The organism is Microbacterium sp. Mcb102, assembly GCF_024519805.1.
Lineage (GTDB): Bacteria > Actinomycetota > Actinomycetes > Actinomycetales > Microbacteriaceae > Microbacterium.
Genome location: NZ_JALJRG010000002.1, coordinates 262,707 through 284,493 on the forward strand (window position 1 = coordinate 262,707; position 21,787 = coordinate 284,493).

Annotated in this window: 19 protein-coding genes; 10 read left to right on the forward strand and 9 right to left on the reverse strand. The window is 70.2% G+C overall.

Features of this window, described 5'->3' with window-relative positions:
* Positions 1 to 153: 153 nt before the first annotated feature.
* The gene (locus OC372_RS07530; protein WP_262001380.1) at positions 154 to 1,617 is read right to left on the reverse strand and encodes an MFS transporter; all 1,464 of its coding nucleotides are present in this window, start codon (positions 1,615 to 1,617) and stop codon (positions 154 to 156) included.
* 84 nt (positions 1,618 to 1,701) lie between these two features.
* Here OC372_RS07530 and OC372_RS07535 point away from each other — a divergent pair, with 84 nt between their 5' ends.
* Positions 1,702 to 2,769, forward strand: coding sequence for a threonine aldolase family protein (locus tag OC372_RS07535; RefSeq protein WP_091029346.1), 1,068 nt, complete (start codon positions 1,702 to 1,704; stop codon positions 2,767 to 2,769).
* 21 nt (positions 2,770 to 2,790) lie between these two features.
* Here OC372_RS07535 and OC372_RS07540 read toward each other — a convergent pair whose 3' ends face one another.
* The 7 genes from OC372_RS07540 to OC372_RS07570 form a co-directional block, all read right to left on the reverse strand.
* Entirely contained in the window at positions 2,791 to 3,513 is a 723-nt protein-coding gene (locus OC372_RS07540) for a FadR/GntR family transcriptional regulator (protein WP_051662290.1), read from the reverse strand.
* Positions 3,514 to 3,527: 14 nt separating this feature from the next.
* On the reverse strand, positions 3,528 to 4,970 hold the full coding sequence (locus OC372_RS07545; RefSeq protein WP_262001381.1) for an aldehyde dehydrogenase family protein: 1,443 nt from the start codon (positions 4,968 to 4,970) through the stop codon (positions 3,528 to 3,530).
* Between the two features lies 1 nt (position 4,971).
* Entirely contained in the window at positions 4,972 to 6,345 is a 1,374-nt protein-coding gene (locus OC372_RS07550) for a glutamine synthetase family protein (RefSeq protein WP_146114814.1), read from the reverse strand.
* On the reverse strand, positions 6,342 to 7,106 hold the full coding sequence (locus tag OC372_RS07555; protein ID WP_105710490.1) for an SDR family NAD(P)-dependent oxidoreductase: 765 nt from the start codon (positions 7,104 to 7,106) through the stop codon (positions 6,342 to 6,344). The genes OC372_RS07550 and OC372_RS07555 overlap by 4 nt, the downstream gene beginning before the upstream one ends.
* Positions 7,107 to 7,129: 23 nt before the next feature.
* Complete coding sequence (locus OC372_RS07560) at positions 7,130 to 7,900, reverse strand: gamma-glutamyl-gamma-aminobutyrate hydrolase family protein (protein ID WP_262001382.1); 771 nt, start codon at positions 7,898 to 7,900, stop codon at positions 7,130 to 7,132.
* A 30-nt stretch (positions 7,901 to 7,930) separates the two neighbouring features.
* Positions 7,931 to 9,415, reverse strand: coding sequence for an APC family permease (locus OC372_RS07565; RefSeq protein ID WP_262001383.1), 1,485 nt, complete (start codon positions 9,413 to 9,415; stop codon positions 7,931 to 7,933).
* 123 nt (positions 9,416 to 9,538) lie between these two features.
* The gene (locus OC372_RS07570; protein ID WP_262001384.1) at positions 9,539 to 10,144 is read right to left on the reverse strand and encodes an NUDIX hydrolase family protein; all 606 of its coding nucleotides are present in this window, start codon (positions 10,142 to 10,144) and stop codon (positions 9,539 to 9,541) included.
* 72 nt (positions 10,145 to 10,216) lie between these two features.
* On the opposite strand from OC372_RS07570, the gene OC372_RS07575 reads away from it, so the two are divergent.
* From OC372_RS07575 to OC372_RS07605, 7 genes are all read left to right on the forward strand, one after another.
* Complete coding sequence (locus tag OC372_RS07575; RefSeq protein ID WP_262001385.1) at positions 10,217 to 10,873, forward strand: alpha/beta hydrolase; 657 nt, start codon at positions 10,217 to 10,219, stop codon at positions 10,871 to 10,873.
* 247 nt (positions 10,874 to 11,120) lie between these two features.
* Positions 11,121 to 12,812 carry an ABC-F family ATP-binding cassette domain-containing protein gene (locus OC372_RS07580; protein ID WP_262001386.1) on the forward strand — a complete coding sequence of 564 codons (1,692 nt, stop codon included), beginning with the start codon at positions 11,121 to 11,123 and terminating at the stop codon, positions 12,810 to 12,812.
* Between the two features lie 127 nt (positions 12,813 to 12,939).
* The gene (locus OC372_RS07585) at positions 12,940 to 17,544 is read left to right on the forward strand and encodes an ATP-dependent helicase (RefSeq protein ID WP_262001387.1); all 4,605 of its coding nucleotides are present in this window, start codon (positions 12,940 to 12,942) and stop codon (positions 17,542 to 17,544) included.
* Between the two features lie 43 nt (positions 17,545 to 17,587).
* Entirely contained in the window at positions 17,588 to 17,836 is a 249-nt protein-coding gene (locus OC372_RS07590) for a type II toxin-antitoxin system Phd/YefM family antitoxin (protein WP_091029280.1), read from the forward strand.
* Positions 17,833 to 18,099: a Txe/YoeB family addiction module toxin gene (locus OC372_RS07595; RefSeq protein WP_029261377.1), complete on the forward strand. Its 267-nt coding sequence runs from the start codon at positions 17,833 to 17,835 to the stop codon at positions 18,097 to 18,099. The genes OC372_RS07590 and OC372_RS07595 overlap by 4 nt, the downstream gene beginning before the upstream one ends.
* A gap of 20 nt (positions 18,100 to 18,119) precedes the next feature.
* Positions 18,120 to 18,965, forward strand: coding sequence for an EI24 domain-containing protein (locus OC372_RS07600; RefSeq protein ID WP_262001388.1), 846 nt, complete (start codon positions 18,120 to 18,122; stop codon positions 18,963 to 18,965).
* Positions 18,965 to 19,738 carry a DNA-formamidopyrimidine glycosylase family protein gene (locus OC372_RS07605; RefSeq protein WP_029261375.1) on the forward strand — a complete coding sequence of 258 codons (774 nt, stop codon included), beginning with the start codon at positions 18,965 to 18,967 and terminating at the stop codon, positions 19,736 to 19,738. Before OC372_RS07600 ends, OC372_RS07605 begins: the two co-directional genes overlap by 1 nt.
* A 27-nt stretch (positions 19,739 to 19,765) precedes the next feature.
* On the opposite strand, the gene OC372_RS07610 is transcribed toward OC372_RS07605, so the two are convergent.
* Positions 19,766 to 20,461 (reverse strand): helix-turn-helix transcriptional regulator, encoded by a 696-nt coding sequence (locus tag OC372_RS07610; protein ID WP_262001389.1) that lies wholly within the window; start codon positions 20,459 to 20,461, stop codon positions 19,766 to 19,768.
* A 73-nt stretch (positions 20,462 to 20,534) separates the two neighbouring features.
* On the opposite strand from OC372_RS07610, the gene OC372_RS07615 reads away from it, so the two are divergent.
* Both OC372_RS07615 and OC372_RS07620 read left to right on the forward strand, forming a co-directional pair.
* On the forward strand, positions 20,535 to 21,275 hold the full coding sequence (locus OC372_RS07615; RefSeq protein ID WP_262001390.1) for an alpha/beta fold hydrolase: 741 nt from the start codon (positions 20,535 to 20,537) through the stop codon (positions 21,273 to 21,275).
* 103 nt (positions 21,276 to 21,378) lie between these two features.
* Positions 21,379 to 21,786, forward strand: a complete 408-nt coding sequence (locus tag OC372_RS07620) for a DapH/DapD/GlmU-related protein (RefSeq protein WP_029261372.1) — start codon at positions 21,379 to 21,381, stop codon at positions 21,784 to 21,786.
* Position 21,787 lies beyond the last annotated feature (1 nt).

The following is a 21,787-nucleotide window of genomic DNA, read 5'->3' on the forward strand; positions in this document are numbered from 1 at the left end:
GAGTGTCGGACGATCCGCCGACGGAGTGACGATCTGCGGAACTTCTTCCATCGGAACCTCGGGGAAACGTCCGAACCTCGGGGAATCGTCCGAGGCTCGGGGAAACGTCCGAGGCTCAGCGGGACTCGTCGGGGCTCGGGGAATCGTCCGGGCTCAGCGGGACTCGGGCGGCATGCCGGGGACCACGGGCGGAGCCTCACTGTGCCGGGCAGGGCCCGACTCGATCGACGGCTCCTCCGCCACGGCTTCTGCGCCGGCATCACCGCCGTCTTCCCCGCCGTCCTCGCCGTGGTCGATCTCCTGCTCGGGCGCCTCGGCGTACAGCTCGGTGAGCTTGCGGTACGACCGGGTGAAGAAGGCGAGCGTCGCGGCCACGACCATGATCAGTCCCGCGAACAGGCAGATCAGCGCGATACCGCGGGCCTCGCCCTCGCCGAGCAGCCAGCCCCAGCTCTGTTGCCCCTCGCGGGTGTTCATGTAGGGGATGATCAGGAACTCGGCGATCGGGGCGATCAGGAACGCGGTGATCGGGGCCGCCGCCGCTTCCATCGCCGCGGCCACGCCGAACACGCGACCCTGCCGTTCGTACGGCACGACCTTCTGGATGATGGTCTGCTCCGCCGCCTCGACCGGGGGCACCAGGGCCATATAGGCCCACATGCCGATCACATACAGCGGCCACCACTCCCGCAGCATGAACACCGAGCCCAGCAGCCCCATGGCGATCACGACGAGCAGCATGGTGCGCATGGGCTTGGGGCCGAGCCCGAACTTCGCCACCAGGCCGCCGCCCACCAGGAAGCCGGTGGAGGCGAAAGCCAGTGCGAAGCCCCAGGTCTGCGCATCGAAGAGGGTCAGGCCGTACGGGTCCATGAGCGCCATGTAGACGCCCCCGATGAGGTTGTTGAAGGTCGAGAAGATGATCAGGGCGAACAGGCCGGGAGCGAGTCGGATCGCCCGCACGCTGCCGCGGAAGTCGAGCGCGCTCGATGCGTTCGGGTCGGGCTCCGGAGCACCCTCGGGGATGCGGATGAACAGCAGGTGGGCGAACGTGAGTGCCATGGCCGCGATCGCGATCGCGAGGGTCCATCCCATGCCGAGGAACCCGATCGACAGACCCGAGAACACGCTCGTGACGAGGAAGGCGATGCCCTGCACCGTGCCGACGAGCCCGTTGGCGTTCGCACGCTTGTCTTCGGGGATCAGCAGAGTCACCGTCGTGGACAGCGCGATGTTGCGCAGCTGCTCGATCACACCGCCGAAGAGGATCACCCCGGAGAACAGCCAGAACCACGGGCCACCCAGATCGAGCAGTGCCGCCTCGGGCTGCCAGAGGTAGAGGAGCCCTGCCACCAGGAAGGCAGCGGCGGAGATGACACTCGAGATCACCATGACCGTGTGCTTGCGGTTGCGATCGACGATCGTGCCGAACGCCATCGCGAAGAACGCGACGAACAGCATGTACGCGCCGCCGATGATGCCCGTGACCAGCACGGACTGAGTCTCGATGTACACCCAGAACGTGAGCGCGAACCAGAGGAAGCTCGTCGTCACGTTCGCGATGAGCGTGTTGACGAGGACGTTGCCGAATGCCCGAGTGGCGGCGGTGCGCTCCATGAAGTCGAGGGTAGGGCCGGCATCCGACATCCGGAAGACCCTCCCCCGGACCGCGAGGGCGATGCGGACAATTAGGCTGGGTCGGTGAGCATCCAGCATGACCCCGCGATCCGGGGCTTCGCCAGTGACAACTACTCCGGCATCCACCCCGAGGTCCTCGCGGCCATCGCGGCGGCGAACGGCGGACACCAGAGCGCCTACGGCGAGGATGCGTACACCGCGCGCTTGCAGGAGGTCTTCCAGGCGCACTTCGGCGAGGGCGTCGAGGCGTTCCCCGTGTTCAACGGCACGGGCGCGAACGTCACGGGCCTGCAGTCGATGCTGCCCCGCTGGGGCGCGGTGATCGCGGCATCCACCGCCCACATCAACGTCGACGAGGCCGCAGCTCCCGAGAAGATCGGCGGCTTCAAGCTGCTCACGGTCCCCACCGACGACGGCAAGCTCACCACCGAGCTGATCGATCGCGAGGCCTGGGGCTGGGGCGACGAGCACCGCGCGCAGCCGCTGGTGGTGTCGATCACGCAGTCGACCGAGCTCGGCACGCTGTACACGGCCGACGAGATCCGCACGATCGCCGACCACGTGCACGAGCGCGGCATGAAGCTGCACCTCGACGGCGCGCGCCTGTCGAACGCCGCCGCCGCCCTCGATCTGCCGCTGCGCGCGTTCACCCGCGACGCCGGGGTCGACGTGCTCACCTTCGGAGGCACCAAGAACGGCGCGATGCTCGGCGAGGCGATCGTGGTGCTGAACCCCGACGCGGCCGACGGCCTGAAGTACTCGCGCAAGTTCAACATGCAGCTGTCGTCGAAGATGCGGTTCGTCTCGGCGCAGTTGATCGCGCTGCTCGAGGGCGACCTGTGGCTGCGCAACGCGAAGCACGCGAACGCCATGGCCGCGCGTCTGCGTTCCGAGATCGAGGCCGGCATCGCCGACGGATCCATCCAGGGCGTCGACTTCACGCAGCCGACCCAGTCCAACGGCGTCTTCGCGATCCTGCCCGACGGTGTCGCCGACCAGCTCCGCGACTCGTTCCGCTTCTACGACTGGGATGCCGCGCGCAAGGAAGTGCGCTGGATGTGCGGCTTCGACACCGAAGAGGCCGACGTCGACGCGTTCGTCGCCGAGCTCTCCCGCCTCACCACGCGCTGACCTGCCCGAGCCCCTCGGGCGTCAGGATTCGACGACGCGCGTGAATTCCTCGCGCGTGGTGCGCAGGTGCGCGCGCATCGCGGCATCCGCGGCCTCGGCGTCGCCCCGACGCACCGCGTCGAGGATCTGCTCGTGCGCCTGCCAGCTCGACTCCTTCACGAAGTCGAAGCTCATCAGGTCGACGGGCTCGAACATGCGAACCCTCGCCTCCTCGACCGCATCACGGACGAAGGAGTTTCCGGAGGCCTCGGCGAGGGCGATGTGGAAGTCGGTGTCGGCGATGCGGGACTCGGCCTTCGTGCCGGCGGCGGCCAGGTCGCGCTGCGCCAGCACCATCGCCTCCAGGTCGGCGTCACTGCGGCGGTTCGCAGCCAGCGCCGCCCCACCGGACTCGACGATCGAGCGGAACTCGGTGAGCTCACCGATCTCAGCCGAACGCGTGCGCACCTCCTCGCGGATGAGCCGCGGGTCGAGGGCGGCATCCTGCACGAACGCCCCACCGGACGCACCGCGCGAGATCACGATCTGCCCGCTGCCCTCGAGGATCCGCAAGGCTTGACGCAGCGTCTCGCGCGAGACGCCGAGCTGCTCCGCGAGCCGGCGCTCCGGCGGAAGCCGATCGCCGGGGCGGATGCGGCCGAGCGCCATCTCGCGCCGCAGGAACCCGGCGACCGCCTGATAACCGGAGACCGGCTGCAGGACGGCACGGGAGAAGTCGTGCGGCGCGTCGTCACGCTCGCTCATCCGTGCTCCTCCGATCAGAGGGGCAGACCCGGGCGGTCGGAGCCCACGATCTGCTTCCCCACGAAGAAGTCAAGCACATCGGCGTCTCCGTGCCCTCCCAGTCCGCTCGCGCCGAAGAAGCTCTGCGACGACTCCGGCGACATGTCGAGCACGCTCGTGCCGTTGACCTTGACCTCACCGGCGACGAGCCGTGTGCCGAGTGCGGCCGCGGCGTGCTCGTCGGCGCCGAACACGTAGCCGGCGAGTCCGACCTGCCCGGTGTTCGCGAGCGCCACCGCCTCGTCCTCGTCGGCATAGCCGCCCACGAGCAGCAGGGGTCCGAAGACCTCGTCCGCGAGGCCGGGACCGTCGAGGACCGCCACCGTCGGCTCGAAGAACGATCCCTGTGCGGGCACCTGCGTGACGCGCAGCAGCTCGGCACCGGCATGCGCCAGCCGCTCCCGCTGCTCGACGAGCTCGTCGCGGCGCCCGGCGAACGCGACCGGCCCCACCTCGGTCGCATCGTCCAGGCTCGACCCGATCGCCCGGCGGCCGAACTCGGCGATCAGGAGACCTGCCAGCTCGTCCCGGCGCGCACGGTCGACGAGCACCCGGCGGGGTGCCTCGCACCACTGGCCCGACAGCTTCAGCACACCATCGGCCAGCGCCTTCGCCGTCTGCTCCAGGTCGGCGTCGGTGCGGACGATCGCGGCGTTGTTCGAGCCCAGCTCCAGCTGCAGTCTCGCGAAGCGCGGAGCGGCCGTCGCGGCGATCGCGCGCCCGGTCGGCGTCGAGCCGGTCATCGAGATCGCGGCGATGCGCTCGTCGGCGACGAGGCTGCGTCCGACGCCGCCGCTGCCCTGCACGAGACCCACCACCGCGTCGGGGATGCCGACCGCGTGCACACCCTCCAGCAGCAGCTGGGCGCTCCACGGCGAGAACGAGGACGGCTTGAGCACGACCGTCGCACCGGCCGCGAGCGCGAACGCCGTCTTCTTCACCGCCATGGCCGACGGGGCGTTCCACGGCAGGATCAGCGCGGTCGGCCCCCAGGGCACACGGTGCAGACGCACGGGCCCGTGCTCGGCGGCGAGCGCCCGCGAGTCGCCGACCGCGACCGCGCGCCGGGCGGCATCCCGCAGGGTCGCGCCGTTCGCCCCGCCGAACAGCCGCGTGACGGAGATCGGCACGCCGCTGTTGAGTGCGTCGAGATGCGCGACCTCCTCGGCCCGCTCGTCCAGCCAGTCGGCGAGCGCGTCCAGCTTCTCCGCGCGGCGCTCGGGGGCGAGGCCGCGCCAGCGCCCGTCGTCGTGCGCCTGCTGCGCCGCGGTCACTGCACGGCCGACCTGGTCGAGTGAGCTCGACGCGGAGGCGACCAGGGCCTCCCCCGTGTTCGGGTCATGCAGCCAGGTGCCGTCGCTCTCGGGGCTGTCCTCGGCGACGCCGGCGATCCAGGTGCGCAGGGCGGGGTACGTCATGTCAGATCCGATCGAAGTAGCGGTGCAGGTCCCAGTCGGTGACGCGGGCCATGAACGTCGTCCACTCGTGGTCGAGCAGCACCTGCTGATGCGAGATCAGCTCGGGAGTGAGCAGCTCCTGCACGAGCGGGCTCTCGCCGAACAGGATGCTCGCCTGACGAGGATCCGCGGGCATGGCCCCGTCGGCGGGAAGGTCGTAGGCGCTTCCGACCACGGCGTCACCCAGCACGGTCTCCTTCTCCATGCCGTCGCGCGCCGACGCCAGGACCCCGGTGAGGGTGAAGTACGGGTTCGTGTCGGCGCCGGGCAGGCGGAACTCGAAGCGCAGCGCCTGCGGCGAGTGCCCCACCACCCGCACCGTCGTGGTGCGGTTGTCGAAGCCCCAGGTCTGACCGCTCCCCGCCACGTCGGACGAGTTGCTGCGGCGGTAGGAGTTGACGGTCGGCGCGTACCAGGCCATCAGCGCGGGGGCGTGTTCGAGCGCGCCGGCGATCGCCGACCGCATCCGCCCGCTGAGGCGATCCGGAGCCGACTCGTCCCAGAACACCGCCGTGCTCTCGTCGTCGACGAACGAGACGTGCACGTGGCAGGAGGATCCGGGCTGGTCGTTGAGCGGCCGCGCCATGAACGTCGCCGACATGCCCGCGCGAGCGGCGGTGTCGCGCACCGCCAGCTTGTAGAGCGCGTGCCGATCGGCCATCTCCAGCGGGTCGCCGTACTCGAAGGTCATCTCCCACTGCCCGAGTCCCCATTCGCTCTGCGCGGCTTCGACGAGGATGCCGCTGGCACGGAGGTCGGCGCGCAGCTTCTGGAAGAAGGGCTCGTAGAGATTGCCCTCGTGGATCATGAAGTCCGACGGCGTGAGGGTGGTCGGGTCGAGGTCACGGAATCCGGAGCGGCGCAGCTCCCTGGGGTCGTTGCGGAACAGGTAGAACTCCAGTTCCGTCCCCGCGAGCGGGGTGAGCCCGAGCTCCCGGATGCGGGCGAGCTCCTGCTTCAGCAGCACGCGGGGCGAGAGCGGCATCGGCTCGTGCGTGTGCACGTCGACCGGGTCGGCGAGGCAAATGGCCACCCCCTCGAGCCAGGCCGCGGGGCGGAGGGTCTCGAGGTCGGGGATCAGCGTCACGTCGGGGACGCCGTTGTGCATCCCGCACAGCGCGAACTTGTTCGCATCGATCAGTTCGAGGCCCTGGTCGATGTCCCACGCCCAGGCACAGGTGCAGATGTCGACACCGTTCTCCACGACGCGGCCGAAGCCCTCGACCGGGATGCGGCGGCCGACGAGTCGACCCTGCAGGTCGGGCGTCGCGACGATCACGGTGCGGATGCCGGCAGCCTCCAGCTCGTCCGGAGCCAGGCGCACGTCGTCGATCATCGCGTCAGCCACCCTCCGTCGACGGGGAGCTGGATGCCGTCGATCCAGGACGCCTCGTCGCTGAGCAGCCAGGAGACCGCGGAGGCGATATCGGCGGGCACGCCCACCCGCGGCACCAGGAGGCGTTGCTTCATGAACTCCAGAGCCTCGGGGCTCGTGACGCTCTCGTAGTCGAAGAAGTCCGTCGCGATCGGGCCGGGGGCCACGCAGTTGACGCGGATGTTCTTCGCCGCGAGCTCGACCGCGAGCGCCTTCGTGAGCATCGGCACGCCGCCCTTGCTCGCGTTGTAGTGCGGTTGCGCGGTGCCGGTGCTCGTCACGACGACGAGAGCCTCGACGGTCGACAGGTTCACGATCGCCCCGCCGCCGGACTCGGCGATGAGCGGGGCGACCTCCTGCGCGACGAGGAACTGTCCCTTGAGGTTGATGTCGAAGACGAAGTCCCATGCCTCCTCGGTGAGGGTCTCGAACGAGTGCTCGGTGACGACTCCGGCGTTGTTCACCAGGAGGTGCAGCGACCCCCAGGCCGCACGCGCGAGGTCGACCGCCGCGCGGATCTGCTCCCGCGAGCGCACGTCCACCACGGACGCAAGGGCGGTGCCGCCTGCCTCCTCGATGAGGCGGACCGTCTCGGCCGCACCATCGGCGGACACGTCGGTCACGAGGACGCGCGCTCCTTCACCGGCGAGCCGGAGGGCCGTCTCCCGCCCGATGCCGGAGCCTGCGCCCGTGATGAGGGCGTTCTTGTCTGCGTGTCGCATTTCTTCTCCTTGTTCGGTGACGCCTAGGCGATGTTCTGTGTGGCGGACGCGGCGAGCGTCGCACGGGCGGCGGCCTGTGCGACCAGCCAGCCGAAGACCGGGTCGGCTCCGAAGGTCTCGGGATGCCACTGCACCCCGATCGCCGGAAGGCCTTCGAGCTCGATGGCCTCGACGACGCCGTCGGGCGCCCACCCGGTCACCACGACTCCGCGGCCGGGCACATCGACCGCCTGGTGATGGAAAGAGTTGACACGGGTCGTCTCGCCGTAGAGCGTCTGGGCGACGCTGCCCGGCGCCGTGCGCACCTCGTGCACCCGATGGGCGCGCGGGTAGGCGTAGGAGCCGTGCGACTCCCCCTCGCCCGGCGCCAGGTGCGAGTGGAGCGTGCCGCCGCGGACGACGTTGAGGAGCTGTGCGCCGCGGCAGACTCCGAGCAGCGGGATGCCGCCGCTGATGGCGGCCTCGATCAGCCCGGCCTCGAACGCGTCGCGCTGCGGGTCGATCAGAGGGGTGAACGGTCCCGGGGTCTGCCCGTAGAGGCGGGGATCGACGTCGTCACCGCCCACGATCACGACGCCGTCGAGGCGCTCGACGAGCTCGGCCGGCACGGCATCCATCGGCAGGTGCACCGGCAGCCCGCCGGCGTGCAGCACCGAGGTCGAGTACTCGCTGAGGTAGGCCTCGAGCGGAGCGTCGGCGAAACCGTGCGGAGCGCCGATCGCCGCGCCACGCAAGCGTCGTCCGGAGATGCCGATCAGGGGTCGGGGCAGGGCGGGGGTGCTGATGATGTCCATCCTTCGGGTGCGGGGCGGGCGTGTCGAGGGTCAGGCGCTCTCGTCGAATCGGCGCACGATCTGGGCGTACGCCTCGGGCGCCTTCGCGCGCATGATCGCGGCCTGCACGAGCCCGATCACCGGGGCGATGACCACGACTCCGACGAGGGTGATGCTGATCGGGCCCCAGGCGGGGTTCCCCTCGGCATCGACGTCGCTCACGAGCAGCGGGAAGTTGGCGGCGATGAGGACGGCTGAGACGGCGAGACCGACGAAGCCCAGAATCGGGGCGATCACGGTGCGCCATGGACTGCGCAGCACCCGGGTACGGGCGAAGTAGACCACGACCGAGAGGCACGTGACCGCCATCAGGATCACGATCGCGAGCGTCCCGATGCCGGCGAACCAGGAGAAGATGTTCTCCGGCGCGAAGCCGATCAGGGCGAGCACGATGATCGCGATGCCGGAGGTCGCCACCTGCACGATCGAGGCGACGTGCGGCGAACCGTGCTGCGCGTGCACCGTGCCGACGCGGTCGGGCAGCACCCGGGCGTTGGCCATGGCGTGGTGGTAACGGGTCAGCACGTTGTGCAGCGACAGCACCGCGGCGAACATGCTCCCGAGGAACAGCACGGCGACGGCGATCGAGCCGACCGGGCCGAGGTACTGCTCGGTGACACGGGTGATCAGCGTGGTCGGGTCTGCGGCCGCTTCCTCGATGATCGCTCCCTCGCCGACACCCACCACGACGGCCCAGGCGGCGAAGGCGTAGAAGACGCCGATCACGATCGCGGACGCGTAGGTCGCACGGGGGATCGTGCGCTCCGGCGTGCGCACCTCATCGCGGTAGACGACGGTCGACTCGAAGCCGATGAAGCTCGCGATCGCGAACATCAGGCCGAGTGCGGGAGCACCGGAGAGGACGTTCTGCAGCAGGAACGACCCGAAGGTCACACCCTCCGCACCGCCGGTGACGAGGATGACGATCCCCAGCAGCACGACGATGCCGATCTCGGCGAGCAGCACGACCACGAGGACGCGGGAGCTGAGCTCGATCTGCCGATAGCCGAGCGCGCCGACGAGCGCCACGGAGGCGAGGGTGAGCAGCCACCACGGGATCTCGGGGCCGCCGAGGAGGACGATGCTCGAGCTGATCGTCGCGCCCAGGTAGGAGAACACCGCGATCTGCACGGTCGTGTAGCAGACGAGCGCGAGGTAGGCGGTGGCGAGCCCGGGCGTGCGACCGAGCCCGTGGGTCGCGAACACGAAGAACGAACCTGCCTTGGGCAGGAAGCGGCTCATCGCCGTGAGGCCCACCGAGAAGAGCAGCAGGATCACGGTGGCAACGAGGAACATGACCGGGAAGCCGATGCCGTTGCCCACGAGGAAGCCGATGGGCACGAGTCCGCCGACGACCGTGAGGGGGGCTGCGGCCGCGATCACCATGAAGGTGACGGACACCGCCCCGAGGTTCCCGCGGAGATTGCGCTCCCGGGGTGCTGCCGTGCTGTGCGACGTCGTTGTCGAAGCATCCATGTCGAAGCATCCTTTTGCCGATTGGACTAATGGTCTACTTTCTAGCCCATTAGATTCGTCGACGCAAGAGTCACCCTCGGGAAGGCCCAGGGCGACCGGAGGGAGTGCGGGGTGCGGAGCCGACTAGCGGAGAAGGCCGAGGTAGGCGAGAGCCTGACGGATGAGGGTGCCTCGTCCGTTCTCCATCTCGGCGGCGACCGCATCCGACCCCGCGGCCTCCGGCGAGAACCAGGTGACCTCGAGGGCATCCTGACGCGGCTCGCACGTGCCGGTCACCGGCACGACGAACGCCAGCGACACGGCGTGCTGCCGGTCGTCGTGGAACGCACTCACACCGGGCATCGGGAAGTACTCGGCCACCGTGAACGGCAGCGGCTGCGGCGGCATGATCGGGAACGCCATCGGCCCGAGATCGTTCTCGACGTGCCGGAACAGGGCGTCGCGGATGGTCTCGCCGAAGCGCACCCGACCCGACACGATCGTGCGGGTCATCTCCCCCATCGGCGTGGACCGCAGGAGGATGCCGATCTCGATGACCTGCCCGGAGCCGTCGGTGCGCACCGGGATCGCTTCGACGTAGAGCATCGGCAGTCGGCGCCGCGCCTCTTCGAGTTCGAACTCACTCAACCAGCCGGGGTTGCCGTCGGGCGCCGGCGGGTTCGCGTCCGGGAACCCGCCGAGACCATCGTCTTCGGGCTCCGGATCGGGATCAGGTGTGCGGACCGCCATGTGTCCTTTCTACCAGCCGCCTCCCCCGACCGACACCGCGTGCACGTCGGTCGTCCCTGGCAGGATGACGGTGTGAGCGAGAACCTGACGATCGACGACACCGCGACCCGCTGGTCGACCTCCAACCGCGCACGGATGCCGCTGCTGGTACTGCTGCACGGCTACGGGGCGGATGAGCACGACCTGTTCGGACTCGTCCCGTACCTCCCCGAGGGCATCGCCGTCGCCTCCGTGGCCGCTCCCCTCGCGCCGCCGTGGCCGATGCCGGGGCGGTCCTGGTACGCGATCGAGGGGCTCGACGGACGCAGCCCCGAGGCGGTCACGGTCGCCGCCGAGGCGTTCCTGCGCTGGCTCGACGTCGCGGCAGTGGATGCCCCCTCGGTCGCACTGCTCGGCTTCTCGCAGGGCGCGGCGGTGTCGCTGCAGGCTCTCCGACTCGCACCCGAGCGCTTCGGCGCGGTCGCGGCGCTCAGCGGCTACGTGGCATCCGGCGAACTGCCGCACGATGAGGCACTGGCCGAGCTGCGCCCGCCGGTCTTCTGGGGGCGCGGCACGCACGACGACGTCATCCCGCCCGAGCTGGTCGATCACACGGCGCAGTGGCTGCCAGGCCACTCCGACCTGTCGGGCCGGGTGTACACCGGGCTCACGCACAGCATCTCCGAAGAGGAGCTGACCGACGTGCACCGCTTCCTCATGAAGTGGATCGACGGGATCGCGAAGAGCTGAGCTACGCGACCACTCCGCGACACGCCCGGGGTTGCGAAACTCCGACACGCCCGGGTATCGTCGGGGAGTCCTGTCCGCCGTGTCTGGAAGTCCTTTGATCTGATCCGTCGCCTCCGCGCTCCTCTTTCCGCGCGCTGACCCGACGATCGCCGACTCCACGGCAGACCCACCCCTCCGCATCCGTGACGTGTTCACGCCCGGCCGGGGCTCGGTGTCAGTGCACCCTCGCACTCGACAGGAGACACTCATGTCAACCCCCACCACTCTTCACGCGTCGGTCGTCCTCGACCGACTCACCTTCACCTGGCCCGACGGGTCGGTCGCGCTCGACGGCGTGTCCGGGGCCTTCGGCTCCGGACGCACCGGCCTCGTCGGCCGCAACGGCGCCGGCAAGTCCACGCTGCTGCGGCTGATGGCCAGCGAGCTCGAACCGACCTCGGGCATCGTCACGGCATCCGGTGAGGTCGCGTACCTCCCCCAGCAGCTGACCCTCGACGTCGACCGCCGCGTCGCCGAACTGCTCGGCGTCTCCGGGGCGCTCGACGCCGTGCGGGCGATCAGCTCCGGCGATGTCGACCCGGCCCACTTCGACGCGGTCGGCGACGACTGGGACATCGAGGCACGGGCCGAGGCATCGCTCGCCGAAGCCGGCCTCGCGCCGGAGTTCCTCGACCGCAGGGTCGGGGAACTCTCCGGCGGCGAGGCCGTGCTCGTCGCGATCGCCGGCATCCGCCTGCGTCGCGCGCCGATCACGCTCCTCGACGAGCCGACCAACAACCTCGACCGCGACGCCAGGGCGAAGCTCGCGGCGATGGTGCACGCGTGGAAGGGCACGCTCATCGTCGTCAGCCACGACCTGTCGCTGCTGGAGCTGATGGACGACACCGCCGAGCTCTACGCCCAGACGCTGAGCGTGTTCGGCGGTCCGTACTCGGAGTGGCGTACCTGGCTGGATGCCGAGCAGGATGCCGCGAAGCAGGCCGAGGTCGCTGCCGCCCAGGTGCTCCGCAAGGAGAAGCGGCAGCGGATCGAGGCCGAGGTCAAACTCGCGCATCGCGCCCGCACGGCGAAGAAGGCCGAGATCGAGAAGCGGGTCCCGAAGATCATCGCGCACGGCCGCAAGATGGCGGCCGAGGTGTCGGCGGGCAGACTCCGCACCGAGGTCGGGGCGAAGGAGGAGGCCGCGCATGCTGCGCGTGAGGAGGCCGGGCGCCGCGTGCGCTCGGACTCGTCGATGAAGATCGAGTTGCCCGATCCGCAGGTGTCCCGCAGCCGCCGCATCGCGACGGTCGGCGACGAGGAGCGGGCCTGGGTGATCCAGGGTCCGGAGCGTGTGGCCCTGATCGGCCGGAACGGCGCCGGCAAGACGACGCTGTTGGAGCGGTTGGTCGCGGGCGGTGTTCACAACTCCTCAAAAACGGCGGCCGATGGCCCGGAACACGGCTCTTCGGCCGATTCAGCCGAAGAATTGAGGAGTTATGAACGCCCGACCCTGCACATCGAGGCCCACACCGACCTGATCGGCTACCTGCCACAGCGGGTCGACGGCCTCGACGAGGAGCGATCGGTGTTCGAGAACATCGCGGCCGCGGCGCCCCAGGTTCCCGAGAAGGAGCTGCGCAACCGGCTCGCCCGGTTCCTGATCCGCGGCGCGACGGCGGAGCGCCCGGTGTCCGCCCTCTCCGGCGGCGAGCGCTTCCGGGTGGCGCTGGCGAAGCTGCTGCTCGCCGATCCCGCACCGCACCTCGTGGTGCTCGACGAGCCGACCAACAACCTCGACGTCGACACGGTCGATCAACTGGTCGAGGCGCTGCGCTCCTATCGGGGAGCGGTGCTCGTCGTCAGCCATGACGACGCGTTCCTGCGCCGACTCGACCTCGATCTGACGCTCGAGATCGACGGCGAGGGGGCTCTGCAGGAGGTCTCGCTGGGGTCGTGACGCGCGGCGCACCTGCACGACGCGATCACGCCTGCACGATCGGATCCCCCCGTCCGCTCGTGCCGGCGTGGCGTCGTCGTGCGGGTGTGGCGACCCCGATGTCCCCGGCCTCGACGAAGATGGAGGGATGAGCGACGTGCTCGAACGCTTCACCCCCGCCACCCAGGACTGGTTCCGGGGGGCTTTCCCCGCGCCCACTCCCGCGCAGGCGGGTGCGTGGGACGCGATCTCCGCGGGCAAGCACGCGCTCGTGGTGGCTCCGACCGGTTCCGGCAAGACACTGTCGGCGTTCCTCTGGGCGATCGACAGCGTGTTCCGCGAGCGCATGACCGAGACTGCCCCACCGGCCAAGGGCGAGCCGCGCACCCGCATCCTCTACATCTCCCCGCTGAAGGCCCTCGGCGTCGACGTCGAGCGCAACCTGCGGTCCCCGCTCATCGGCATCGGACAGTCGGCCCGGCGGCTCGGGGTGCCCGCCCCCGCGGTGACGGTCGGCGTGCGCTCGGGCGACACGACGTCGAGCGACCGCCGCAAGCTGGTCTCCGATCCGCCCGACATCCTCATCACGACGCCCGAGTCGCTGTATCTCATGCTCACGAGCCGCGCGGGCGAGACCCTGCGCGGGGTGCACACCGTGATCATCGACGAGGTGCACGCGGTCGCCGCGACCAAACGCGGTGCGCACCTCGCCGTGAGCCTCGAACGCCTCGATGCGCTGCGCCGGCTCAACGGCATCGAGACCCCGGCGCAGCGGATCGGGCTCTCGGCCACGGTCCGCCCCATCGACGAGGTGGCGCGCTTCCTCGGCGGCTCCGCACCGGTCGAGATCGTCGCACCGCCGGCATCGAAGACCTTCGAGCTCGGGGTGGTCGTGCCAATGGACGACATGACCAACCCGCCCCCGCCGCCCGGGGTGCCCGGGGAGGCGGCGGATGCCGAGTACAGCGAGGTCACCGGGTCGGTCTGGCCCCACGTCGAAGAGGCGATCGTCGACCGCATCCTGCAGAACAACTCCACCATCGTGTTCGCCAACTCCCGTCGGCTTGCCGAGCGCCTCACCGGCCGCCTGAACGAGATCTACTCCGAGCGGATCGGGGTCGAGCTCCCGGCCGCGACCGTTCCGGCCGCGATGATGGCGCAGGCGGGAGCGACCGCGGGCGCCGACCCCGTGCTCGCCAAGGCGCACCACGGCTCGGTGTCGAAAGAGCAGCGCGCCCAGGTCGAAGAAGAGCTCAAGTCGGGCGTGCTGCGCTGCGTCGTCGCGACGAGCAGTCTCGAACTCGGCATCGACATGGGCGCGGTCGACCTGGTGATCCAGGTCGAGGCCCCGCCGTCTGCAGCCTCCGGGCTGCAGCGCGTCGGCCGCGCCGGGCACCAGGTGGGCGAGATCAGCCGTGCCGCCCTCTTCCCGAAGCATCGCGGCGACGTGCTGCACACCGCGATCGTCACCGAGCGGATGCTGGCGGGCAAGATCGAGGCGATCCAGGTTCCGCGCAATCCGCTCGACATCCTCGCGCAGCAGACGGTCGCCGCGAGCGCGCTCGGAGCCATCAGCGTCGAGGAGTGGTTCGAGACGGTCCGCCGTTCCGCGCCGTTCCAGTCGCTGCCCCGCTCGGCGTACGAAGCGACGCTCGACCTGCTGGCCGGGCGCTTCCCCTCCGACGAGTTCGCCGAGCTGCGGCCGCGGCTCGTGTGGGATCGTGATGCCGGCACCCTCACCGGGCGTCCCGGAGCTCAGCGCATCGCCGTGACCAGCGGCGGCACCATCCCCGACCGCGGCCTGTTCGGGGTGTTCGTCGCGGGCGAGAGCACCGGTGCCCGCGTCGGCGAGCTCGACGAGGAGATGGTCTACGAGTCGCGCGTGGGCGACGTGTTCACGCTCGGCACCACCAGCTGGCGCATCGCCGAGATCACCCATGACCGTGTCAACGTGATCCCCGCGTATGGCCAGCCCGGCAAGGTGCCGTTCTGGCACGGCGACGGCATCGGTCGCCCCTTCGAGCTCGGTGAGGCGCTCGGAGCGTTCTCCCGCGAGGTGTCGGCGGCGACCCCCGAGAAGGCGGCGCAGCGACTGATCGACGCCGGACTCGACGAGCAGGCGCGGGCGAATCTCATGGCGCACCTGACCGAGCAGCGCGAGGCGACGGGCACGCTCCCCACCGACCGCACGCTCACCGTGGAGCGCGGCCGCGATGAGGTCGGCGACTGGCGGGTCATCCTGCATTCCCCGTACGGCATGAAGGTGCACGCGCCGTGGGCGCTGGCCATCAACGCCCGCGTGCGCGAGCGCCTCGGTGTCGAAGGATCGGCGGTCGCGAGCGACGACGGCATCATCGTGCGCATCCCCGATGCCGAAGCCGAGCCGCCCGGAGCCGAGCTGTTCGTGTTCGAGCCCGACGAGTTGGAGCACCTGGTCACCGAGGAGGTGGGCGGCTCCGCGCTGTTCGCCTCGCGGTTCCGCGAGTGCGCGGCCAGGGCGCTGCTCATGCCCCGCATGAACCCGAAGAAGCGCACGCCGCTCTGGCAGCAGCGGCAGCGGTCGGCGCAGCTGCTCGAGGTGGCGCGGCGGCATCCGACATTCCCGGTGATCCTCGAGACGCTGCGCGAGGTGCTGCAAGACGTCTACGACCTGCCGTCCCTGCGCAAGCTCGCGACCTCCATCGCCGATCGCCGGATCCGCCTGGTCGAGACCGAGCCCGGTCAGCCCTCGCCGTATGCCCGCGACCTGCTGTTCGGATACGTGGGCGCCTTCATGTACGAGGGCGACTCGCCGCTCGCCGAGCGCCGCGCCGCCGCGCTCTCGGTCGACCCCGCGCTTCTCGGTGAGTTGCTGGGAACCGTCGAGCTCCGCGAGCTGCTCGACCCCGAGGTGATCGCACAGTTCGAGCGGGAGGCGCAGCGACTCGATCCGGACCGCCGTGCCCGCGGTCTCGAGGGCGTCGCTGACCTGCTGCGGATGCTCGGACCGCTCGATGCGGAAGAGGTCGCGGCTCGTCTCGACCCCGCGAGTGTGCTCGAAGCGGAGGCCGAGTCCGTCGACACCGCGACCGCCGCCGCACTGCTCAGCGACCTGATCACCGCCCGGCGCGCGATTCCGGTGACGATCGGCGGCGTGAGCCGGGTGGCTGCGATCGAAGACGCGGGCCGACTGCGCGATGCGCTCGGGGTCGCACTCCCCACGGGCATCCCGGTGGCGTTCCTCGAACCGCTGGCCGACCCGCTGGGAGACCTCGTCGCCCGGCACGCCCGCACGCACGGCCCCTTCACGACGGATGCCGTCGCCACCCGGTTCGGACTCGGAGCCGCGGTGGCCCGCCACACCCTGCAGCGGCTGGAGAACGCCGGCCGACTCACGAGCGGCTACTTCCTGCCCGAGGCCGCCGGCAGCGGCGACGCGATCGAGTGGTGCGACAGCGAGGTGCTGCGACGCCTGCGGATGCGTTCGCTCGCGGCCATCCGCGGGTCGGTGGAGCCGGTCTCCCCCGAGGCGTATGCCCGCTTCCTGCCCGACTGGCAGCACGTGGGCCGACCGCTGGAGGGCGTCGACGGTGTGCTGAGCGTGATCGAGCAGTTCGCCGGCGTGCCGATCCCCGCGAGCGCGTGGGAATCGCTGGTCCTCCCCTCTCGTGTGCGCGACTACTCCCCTGCGATGCTCGACGAGCTCACGGCGGCGGGCGAGGTCATCTGGTCCGGTCACGGCACCCTCCCGGGGCGCGACGGCTGGGTGTCGCTGCATCCGGTCGACCTTGCGCCGTTCACGCTGCCGGAGCGCGACGCCGAGATCGCTTCCGACTCGTTGGAGTCTCGGATCCTCATCGCGCTCGACGTCGGCGGCGCGTACTTCGCGGCGCAGCTGAAAGACATGGCGGCGGCCGAGAACGAGCAGTCCGTGCTCGAGGCGCTGTGGTCGCTGACGTGGTCGGGCTACGTCACGAACGACACGTTCGGCCCCATCCGCTCACTCCTCGCCGGCGGTTCGCAGGCGCACAAGGTCAAGCGCCGGGCTCCCCGCGCTCGCACCTACCGTGGCGTGTCCTTCACGGGTTCCCCTGCGCCTCGGCCGACGTCGATCGGCGGGCGCTGGTCGCTGCTGCCAGCGCTCGAGACGGATGCCGCCCGCCGCGCCACCGTCACCGCGGGCCTCCTGCTCGACCGCTACGGCGTGGTCACGCGCGGAGCCGTGCAGGCCGAGGGCGTTCCCGGTGGCTTCGCCCAGGCCTATCGCGTGCTCGCCGGTTTCGAAGAGGCGGGCCACTGCCGTCGCGGTTATGTGATCGAGAAGCTCGGCGCCGCACAGTTCGCCGCCTCCGGCACGGTCGACCGACTCCGCACCTACGCCGGGCTCGCCGATCCACCGCCGCGCAAGGCCGTGACCCTCGCGGCCACCGACCCCGCCAACCCCTATGGCGCGGCTCTCGGCTGGCCCAAGCTCGACGGGGTCTCGCATCGCCCGGGCCGCAAAGCGGGCGGCCTGGTCGTGCTGATCGACGGCGTCCTCGTGCTCTCCCTCGAACGCGGCGGCCGCACCGTGCTGTCGTTCAGTGATGACGGCGAAGTGCTCCGCGCCGCCGCGTCCGATCTCGCGGCCACCGCACGCGCCCGACGACTCGACACCCTGACCGTCGAGAAGATCAACGGCGAAGGCGTCTACGGCACCGACCTCGCACTCGCCCTGCAGGAGGCGGGCTTCGTGGCCACCCCGCGGGGCTACACCCTCCGCAAGGTCGTCTGAACCATCCAGAGTGGTACCATAAGTGGTACCAGAAGGGATGCACATGGCCATCACCACGAGCGAAGCGCGCCGCGACCTCTTCGGCCTGATCGAGCGCGTCAACCTCGATCATTCCGAGATCGAGATCGTCTCCCGCCGAGGCGCCGCCGTCCTCATGTCGAAGTCCGAATACGACTCCCTGATCGAGACCAGCCACCTTCTGCGCTCCCCCGCGAATGCGAACCGGCTGCTCGTCGCTCTCGCCGCCGCACAGGCGGGCGATGTCGCAGAACATCCACTCGACGAGGCATGACCTCGCGAGTACTGGTCTGGACGTCGCAGGGGTGGGAGGACTATCTCCATTGGCAGACCGAGGATCGTCGGACTCTGAAGCGGATCAACCTCCTCCTGACCGACGTCCTGCGCGACGACCCCTTCGAGGGGATCGGCAAGCCGGAACCGCTGAAGCACGCTCTGGCCGGAGCCTGGTCTCGGCGCATCGATGAGACGAACCGACTGGTCTACACCGCCAATGACCATCAGGTCATCATCCTGCAGGCCCGCTACCACTACTGACCCCCCCTACGCTGGAAGCCATGATCCGAGAGTTCGCCGCCGGCATCCGCACCCTGCTGCGCGGATTCGGGCTCTGGCGCACGCGACCGGGCCTCATGGTGCTGGGCCTGATCCCGGCGATCATCGCCGTCATCGTGCTCGCCGCCCTGCTCGTGCCGCTGGTGATCGGCATGCCGTCGCTGTCCACGTGGCTCACCCCGTTCGCCGACGGATGGATCGAGCCGTGGCGCGGTCTGCTGCGCGCCGCCGTGAGCCTTGTCGTCGTCGCCGCCGCACTGGCTCTCGCGAGCGTGATCTTCAGCGCGCTGACCCTGACCATCGGCGACCCCTTCTATCAGCGCATCTGGCACGCGGTCGAGGTCGACCTCGGCTCGCCCCCGCCCGCCGACGGCGGCAGCTTCTGGACCACCCTCGGCGAGGGACTGCGACTGGTCCTCCTCGGCATCCTCATCGCCCTCTCCGTGCTTCTCATCGGCCTCATCCCGGGCGTCGGCGGCTTCCTGGGCGCTGTCGCCGGCGTCGTCCTGACCGGCCGACTGCTGGCGCGCGAGCTCACCGGCCGCGCCTTCGATGCGCGCGATCTGAGCCCCCTCGATCGCGCCGCGCTGTTCTCGGGCAGCCGCGCACGGGTGCTCGGCTTCGGCGTCGCCACACAACTCTGCTTCCTGATCCCCGGCGGCGCGGTCGCGATCATGCCGGTCGCCGTCGCCGGCAGCACGATGCTCGCCCGCGACATGCTCGCCCGCACGGGCACCACGGCGGCGGCCTCCGGAACGACGATGACACCTCCGCCGCCCGCTCCGAACGCCGTATCGTCACCGCTTCCGCCGCCGCCGCATCTCGGGGCAGGACCGGGAGCTTCCTGATGCCCGAGGGCGACACCGTCTTCCGCACCGCGCGACGCCTCGACGAGGCGCTGGCGGGCGGCGAGGTCACCCGCTTCGACCTCCGCGTCCCCCGATTCGCGACGCTCGACCTGACCGGGCAGCACGTGCACGGCGTCGTTCCCCGCGGCAAGCATCTGCTCATGCGCATCGGCGACAGCACGCTGCATTCGCATCTGCGCATGGACGGCGCGTGGTTCGCGTACCGCCCGGGCGAGAGATGGCGGCATCCGGCCTTCAAGGTACGTGCGATCGTCGGCACCTCCGAGCGTGATGCCGTCGGGGTCGACATCGCCGAGATCGAGGTCGTGCCCACTCGTGACGAGGACCAGCTCGTCGGCTATCTGGGTCCCGATCCGCTCGCGGACGACTGGGATGCGGCTGAAGCCCTCCGACGACTCGGAGCCGACACCCGCAGCATCCACGTCGCCCTCCTCGATCAGCGCAACGTCGCAGGGTTCGGCAACGAATACGCCGCAGAACTCCTGTTCCTGCGCGGAATCCTGCCGACACGGCCGACACCCGAGGTGGATGTGGCCGCCCTCCTCGACCTCGGCGTGCGCACCATCCGGGTCAACCGCGACCGCCGCAACCGCACCTTCACGGGCATCGACCGTCCGGGCCAGGGCACCTGGGTCTACGGCCGCGCCGGACGCCCGTGCCGCCGCTGCGGAACCCTCATCCGGCGCGGCGAGCAGGGCGCCGACCCGACCCGCGAGCGCGTCACGTTCTGGTGTCCGGTCTGCCAGCACTGAGTATCGGGCAGGAACGGCGCGAGTCGTTCAACCGCCGACATGCACCGGCCGAGCGTTCACCGGCGGGGCCCCGACCTCCTGCACGGTATGACCGCTGCAGGCGGTGTTCGTCATGCGAGCCTGCTCGATTCGCGACACGACGAACCAGCGCATCGCGTCGCGCAGCAGACACCAGCCGACCAGGTACCACCGGCCGTTCGTGGATGCGAACATCACGGGCTCGATCTCACGCGCGGTCGTGGCACCGGCGAGGGAGGTGTAGCGGATCCGGATCGTCCTCTGCTCGGCCATCGCCTCCTCGAGGACCGACCGGACGGCGCGGGAGGACGGGGGCGATCCGTCGACCCACACTCGACGCCCCAGGTCGGCGGCCCTCTCCCGCGTGCGGGGATCGAGCACGTCCATGATCTTCTGCACCCCGGCCGATGCCAGGTCGGCGTAGGGGGCGTCGGGCGCCGCCGAGACGGCCGCCAGGAGCGCCACGGCCTGGGCCGGTGAGAGCGTGATGGGCGGCAGGGAGGCACTCGATGCCAACCCGTAGCCACCACCGGGCCCCGGGCGCGACCACACCGCCGCACCGCTGCTCGCCAGCGCGGCGAGGTCGCGCTTCACAGTGCGGACGGACACCTCGAACTCGGCGGCGAGCCGCTCCGCGGTGCATCCTCGCGTGCCGTTGCGGCGCAGCATCTCGGTCAGGGCATGGAGCCGCTCGGTCCGCTTCACCGCCGGCACCTCGTTGAATTCATGACAGAAATAGTGCCATACACCTGTCCGGAGCTGCTGCGAGCATCGAGACATGACGACAGAAACACAGAATCCGACCATCATCCTGATCGCGGGTCACTGGCTCGGCGCGTGGGCCTGGGACGAGGTGCAGGAAGGGCTGACGACCGACGGGCAGAACGCCGTCGCGATGACACTCCCCGGCCTCGACCCGCACGATCCCGAGCGATCGTCCCGGACCCTCGACGATCAGGCCGTGGCGATCGAAGAGGCCATGGCCCGCGCCGACGCCTCGGTGGAGAACCCCGTGGTGCTCGTGGGTCACAGCGGGGCCAACGCTCCGCTCAGCATCGTCCTCGACCGGCATCCCGAGCGCGTCCGCCGGATCGTCTGGGTCGACTCCGGCCCCGTCGCAGCGGGAAGCGTCTTCGCGCCCGACCTCCCCGACACGGTGGCAGAGCTGCCCTTGCCGCCCTTCGAGATCCTCGGAGAACAGGCCAGCCTCGAAGGTCTGAGCCCCGACGTGCTCGAGCGCTTCCGTGCCCTAGCCGTCCCCGAGCCCGGGCCGGTACTCCGGCAGCCCGTGGAACTCACGGATGAGGCGCGCCGCCGAGTCCCCACCACCCTCGTCTGCTGCTCCATCCCCAGCGCTCAGCTTCTGGAACTCGCTCGCGCCGGGCATCCCATGTTCGCCGAGGTCGATGCCCTCGACGATCTCGAGGTCATCGATCTCCCGACCGGGCATTGGCCGATGTGGAGCCGCCCTGCGGATCTCGCGAAGATGATCGGTTCCGCGGCGACCCGCGTCGACTAGCGAACCGAAACGCACCGCGCTCCCTACATCCATCCGCGGGAATGAATCCGCCCGTGCCGTGGTTGTTGATATATCCGGAGAACTCCGGAGCACGGGAGGAATCGTGGGTAAGAACTACGTCGACATCGAGAACGACCAGGGCGCGACGCTGCGGTACCGCAAGCACGCGAATGGTCGAGGTCTCGTCGCGCATGGCGCGAAGGTGCATCCGAAGGCGCACATCGAGGCGGGTGCCTATATCGAACCGGGCGCGCGCGTCGGCGCCGGGGCCACCATCGCCCGCGGCGCCTGGATCGACGAAGACGCCGTGGTCGGCGAGGGAGCTTTCGTCGATGCGCACGCGCACATCGGTCAGGGAGCCGCGATCGGGGACCACGCGTACGTGGGTGTCCGCACCGACGTCGGCGCCGGAGCGCGCATCGTCCGCGGCGCCAGGATCGGCGACGACGAGACGGTCGCCGCCGGACTCACCATCGCGACGGATCAGAAGGGCCTCTGGCTCGCGGCCTGAC

What these genes read in the sequence shown, in the direction of transcription:
- OC372_RS07585 (WP_262001387.1), top strand. Translation starts at nt 12,940, where the DNA reads ATGAGCGACGTGCTCGAACGCTTCACCCCCGCCACCCAGGACTGGTTC.
- OC372_RS07545 (WP_262001381.1), bottom strand. Translation starts at nt 4,970, where the DNA reads ATGACGTACCCCGCCCTGCGCACCTGGATCGCCGGCGTCGCCGAGGAC.
- OC372_RS07550 (WP_146114814.1), bottom strand. Translation starts at nt 6,345, where the DNA reads ATGATCGACGACGTGCGCCTGGCTCCGGACGAGCTGGAGGCTGCCGGC.
- OC372_RS07590 (WP_091029280.1), top strand. Translation starts at nt 17,588, where the DNA reads ATGGCCATCACCACGAGCGAAGCGCGCCGCGACCTCTTCGGCCTGATC.
- OC372_RS07615 (WP_262001390.1), top strand. Translation starts at nt 20,535, where the DNA reads ATGACGACAGAAACACAGAATCCGACCATCATCCTGATCGCGGGTCAC.
- OC372_RS07555 (WP_105710490.1), bottom strand. Translation starts at nt 7,106, where the DNA reads ATGCGACACGCAGACAAGAACGCCCTCATCACGGGCGCAGGCTCCGGC.
- OC372_RS07560 (WP_262001382.1), bottom strand. Translation starts at nt 7,900, where the DNA reads ATGGACATCATCAGCACCCCCGCCCTGCCCCGACCCCTGATCGGCATC.
- OC372_RS07605 (WP_029261375.1), top strand. Translation starts at nt 18,965, where the DNA reads ATGCCCGAGGGCGACACCGTCTTCCGCACCGCGCGACGCCTCGACGAG.
- OC372_RS07595 (WP_029261377.1), top strand. Translation starts at nt 17,833, where the DNA reads ATGACCTCGCGAGTACTGGTCTGGACGTCGCAGGGGTGGGAGGACTAT.
- OC372_RS07570 (WP_262001384.1), bottom strand. Translation starts at nt 10,144, where the DNA reads ATGGCGGTCCGCACACCTGATCCCGATCCGGAGCCCGAAGACGATGGT.
- OC372_RS07600 (WP_262001388.1), top strand. Translation starts at nt 18,120, where the DNA reads ATGATCCGAGAGTTCGCCGCCGGCATCCGCACCCTGCTGCGCGGATTC.
- OC372_RS07530 (WP_262001380.1), bottom strand. Translation starts at nt 1,617, where the DNA reads ATGGAGCGCACCGCCGCCACTCGGGCATTCGGCAACGTCCTCGTCAAC.
- OC372_RS07565 (WP_262001383.1), bottom strand. Translation starts at nt 9,415, where the DNA reads ATGGATGCTTCGACAACGACGTCGCACAGCACGGCAGCACCCCGGGAG.
- OC372_RS07540 (WP_051662290.1), bottom strand. Translation starts at nt 3,513, where the DNA reads ATGAGCGAGCGTGACGACGCGCCGCACGACTTCTCCCGTGCCGTCCTG.
- OC372_RS07580 (WP_262001386.1), top strand. Translation starts at nt 11,121, where the DNA reads ATGTCAACCCCCACCACTCTTCACGCGTCGGTCGTCCTCGACCGACTC.